This is a genomic window from Streptomyces sp. NPDC007162 (genome assembly GCF_040634175.1).
Classification (GTDB): domain Bacteria; phylum Actinomycetota; class Actinomycetes; order Streptomycetales; family Streptomycetaceae; genus Streptomyces.
Genome location: NZ_JBEYFC010000680.1, coordinates 1 through 4,028 on the forward strand (window position 1 = coordinate 1; position 4,028 = coordinate 4,028).

At 70.1% G+C, this 4,028-nt stretch carries 1 protein-coding gene and 2 pseudogenes; all 3 read left to right on the forward strand.

The features are described from left to right. Positions 1–664: 664 nt before the first annotated feature. Positions 665–1,804 carry an aminotransferase class I/II-fold pyridoxal phosphate-dependent enzyme gene (locus ABZ646_RS41915; RefSeq protein WP_360531641.1) on the forward strand — a complete coding sequence of 380 codons (1,140 nt, stop codon included), beginning with the start codon at positions 665–667 and terminating at the stop codon, positions 1,802–1,804. Beyond that, positions 1,801–3,467: pseudogene (locus ABZ646_RS41920) on the forward strand (thiamine pyrophosphate-binding protein). Before ABZ646_RS41915 ends, ABZ646_RS41920 begins: the two are co-directional and overlap by 4 nt. A 41-nt stretch (positions 3,468–3,508) precedes the next feature. Continuing rightward, positions 3,509–4,028 (forward strand): annotated as a pseudogene (locus ABZ646_RS41925) (aldehyde dehydrogenase family protein); the annotation flags it as partial.

The window sequence follows — 4,028 nt, forward strand, 5'->3', positions numbered from 1 at the left end:
AGCGGATTCCCGTCGGTGGTCACCAGGACGATGTCGGAGCAGGCGCGGTTGCGGGCCAGTTCGGCGTCGGCGACCAGCTTGATCCCGGCCGCGATGCCGCCGAGCAGCATAGGGAGCGTTGGTCGCAACCTTGATCCGGCCGGCCTTGCGGTACTTCTCCGGCACGAGCGCGGTCAGTGCGGGATCCGCCTTGACCACTGCGGTGGAGGAATCGGCTGCGGGGGACGCGGAGCCGGATCCGTCAATGGGCGGGTTGGCGCACGCGCCGAGAGTGAGGGCCAGTGCGGCAGCCGCCGAGGCCCGGATGAGTCTGCACACTGCGAGGTCTCCCGGCACTGAGGGGAGATGGGGGTAGCGGCAGCGGTCCCACCGGCGGAGATCACCCGGGCGGGGCCGTGGCCGTGCGCGTCCGGACTGGAGCGTCTACTGGATCCCAGCAACCCACTCGTTGCGCAGTGCGTGCAACATACTGCCCATTTGAGTCGAGGGAACCCCCTTGCGCCGGGAACGCTGTCCGAAACATGCCCCTTCTCCGCTACCTAAGTCACACGAAGGGCTACTCTCGCCTTCCTTTTGCTCACTTCGAGCATTATATTACTCACCCAGAGGCTGGCCCGCACGGCGGAGCCCTGACCCGACGCCTCGCAATAGGACGGAGCCGATCATGACATTCACCCCCTTCGCCCTGGAGGAGTGGCAGTCCCGCTACGAAACGGATGTCGCCTACAACCTCGCGGACTCCGGTATCGACCCGGTGCGGCTGGACGAGCTGGTCGACACCGAGGAGAAGGTCCGGGACCTTCTGTCCACTCCGCTGCACTATCCGGCCGTCGGCGGAAACTACCACCTGCGCGGGCTGATCGCGGCCCAGTACCCAGGTGCGGTCGCTGACAACGTCTTGGTCACCGTGGGTGCCGCCGAAGCCAACACGCTCGCCGTGCACGCCCTGATCGAGCCCGGTGACCACGCCGTGGTGCTGGAGCCCGGCTACCGTCAGGTGTGGGGCACTCTGCGCAATCTCGGCGCCGAGGTGGACGCATTCCACCTGCGCGCCGACGATGGCTGGCGGCCCGACCTCGCCGAGCTGGAGAGGGTTCTCAGGCCCGGCACCAAGCTCGTCTACATCGTCAATCCGAACAACCCGGTCGGCACCGCCCTCACCGACACCGAGGTCGACGCCATCGCCGCCGCCTGCGCCAAGGTCGGCGCCTGGCTGATCGTCGACGAGGTGTACCGGGGCACCGAGCGACTCACCGACATCGAGACCCGCACCGCCTGGGGCACCTACGACCGCGTCGTCACCGTCGGTTCCGTCTCGAAGGCTTACGGGCTGCCGGGACTGCGACTCGGCTGGCTGGTCGCGCCCAGGGAAGTGGTCCAGGCGAGCTGGCGGCGCCACGAGTACTTCACGATCTCCACCGGCATCCTGTCGATGAAGCTCGCCGAGATCGCCCTCGCGGAGCCCACGCGGACCGCCCTGCTCCAGCGCACCCGCGGCCTCATCCGCTCCGGCTGGAACCGCCTGAACACCTGGGTGGAGTCCACCGACGGCCTCGTGACGGCCCACGCCCCGGAGGCCACCGCCCTCGCCTTCGTCGAGTACCACTTCGACGTGCCCTCCGCGCGGGTGGCCGACGTGCTGCGCACCGAGGGCGACGTCCTGGTGGGCGCTGGCGCGGACTTCGGTGTCGAGTACCACCTGCGCCTCACGCACGGCCTGGAGCTCGGCTACCTCGACAAAGCCCTGGAGCGCATCGAGACGACTCTTCGCGAACTGCGCGACAGCGGGGCGGGACAGGCGTGAGCGACGTGACTCTTTGCGCGGCCGACACAACTGGCCACCGCCGAGACGGTGGTGACCTCGTCGTCGAGTCCCTGGAAGCGCTGGGTACCTCCACGGTCTTCGGCATCCCGGGGCAGCACGCCCTCGGCCTGTTCGACGCACTGCGCCGGTGCCGGCTGACGTTCGTCTCCAGCCGGGGCGAGAACAACGCCGCCTTCGCAGCCGATGGTTATGCTCGGGTGACTGGCCAGGTCACCCCTCTCCTGCTGTCCACCGGACCGGGCGCCCTCACCGCGCTCGCAGGCCTGCAGGAGGCCAAGGCCGCCTCCGCTCCCGTGCTGGTGATCAGCAGCCAGATCCCCTCGGCCGGACTCGGCGGCGCTCGACGCGGTTTCCTGCACGAGCTGCCCGACCAGCAGGCTGTGGCCCCGGGGCGTGGTGAAGTCTACCCGGATCGCCCGGCACGCCTCCCAGATCCCTTCGGCTATCGCCGAGGCGTGGCGAGACGCGGCGACCGCACCGTACGGGCCCGTGTGGGTAGAGGTGCCGCAGGACGTCCTGCTGGCCGAGACGACGATCCCGCCCGTGCGCGATCTGTCTGCCGTGCCGCTGCCGCTGCCGCTGCGGCCGAGGGCCGAGCTGATAAAGGAGGCCGCACGGATCCTGGGCGGGGCTGAGCGCCCGGTGATCCTGGCTGGCGGGGGCGTGGTCCGCGCAGGCGCTCAGCAGGCCTTGCTGGAGCTGGCCGAACGGCTGCAGGCGCCGGTGGCGACCACGTTCGGCGGCAAGGGCGCCTTTTCCTGGGAGCACCCCCTGTCCCTCCAGTCCTGGCTGGAGGACCGGCACCTCACCGACTTCCTGGAACAGGCCGACGCCCTGCTCATCGTCGGTTCCGGGCTCGGTGAACTGCCCAGCAACTACCACACCTTCGCCCCGCGCGGCCGGGTCGTCCAGATCGAGGCCGACCTCGGCAAACTGGAATCCAATCACTTCGCTCTCGGCATCCACGCCGACGCCCGGGCCGCCCTCGAACACCTCGTCGTCGCGGTGCCGGAGATCGGCCGGACTGGCTGGGCACCGGAGGCCGTCGCCGATGTCCTCGCCCTGGTCGGCTCACGGATCGCTGCACAGGACCTCGGCCTGGAGCAGCGTGTCCTGGCGACGGTCCGCTCCGCCCTCCCCGACAGCATGCCGAGCTTCTGGGACATGACCATCCTCGGCTACTGGGCATGGTCGGCGTACGACCCGCGCGCGGGTGCGTTCCACTCCGCGCAGGGAGCCGGCGGACTCGGCTACGAGCTCCCCGCTGCCCTCGGCGCCGCAGCGGCGCTCGACGGCGCGCCCGTCCTCGCGGTCAGCGGCGATGGCGGAGCCATGTACTCACTGGCGGAACTGGCCACCCTGCGGCAGCACGATCTGCCGGTCACCTGGCTGATCGTCGACGACGGCGGCTACGGCATCCTGCGCGAGTACATGACCGACACGTTCGGCGAGGCGACCGACCGAACTGGCCCGCCCCGACTTCGCGGCTTTCGCCGAGGCGTTCGGCATCCCGGCTGTCACCACCACGCCCGACCGCCTCCAGGCCGACCTGGCCAAGGCCCTGGAGTCAGACGGCCCCTCCGTCTTCGTCCTGCCCGCCCGGCTGCGCATGTCCGCCCCGACCCACCTGGAGTCCGCATGACCACAGCCCCCGCACTGGGCAACTTCATCGCCGGACACCGGATGGCGCCCGGCGGTGCCACCAGCGCCCTCGTCGACCCCAGCATCGGCGAGCTCGCCGGACGGGCCACGATCTCCGACGCGAGCGACGTCGACGTTGCCCTGCGTGCAGCCGAGGCGGCCTTCGTCTCCTGGCGCCGCAGCACGCCCCGTGAGCGTCAGACCGCGCTGCTGCGGCTGGCCGACGCCCTCGAACAACGCGCAGAGGAATTCGCGGACGCCGAGTGCCGTGAGACCGGCAAGCCTCGGGAGATCGTACTGACCGAGGAAATCCCGCAGTGCGCCGACTAGTTGAGGTCTTCGCCGGGACCGCACGGCTGCTGGAAGGCACCGCAGCGGGCGAGTACCTCGACGGGCACACGTCCCTCATCCGCCGCGAACCGCTCGGTGTCTGCGCCCAGATCACCCCGTGGAACTACCCCCTGATGATGGCGGTCTGGAAGCTCGGCCCCGCTGTCGCAGCCGGCAACACGACCGTCCTCAAGCCCGCCGAGACGACACCGACCAGCACCGTCCTGCTGGC

Bases quoted from the DNA above. Each gene is read 5' to 3' on its own strand.
- ABZ646_RS41915 (WP_360531641.1), top strand. From the start codon at position 665: ATGACATTCACCCCCTTCGCCCTGGAGGAGTGGCAGTCCCGCTACGAA.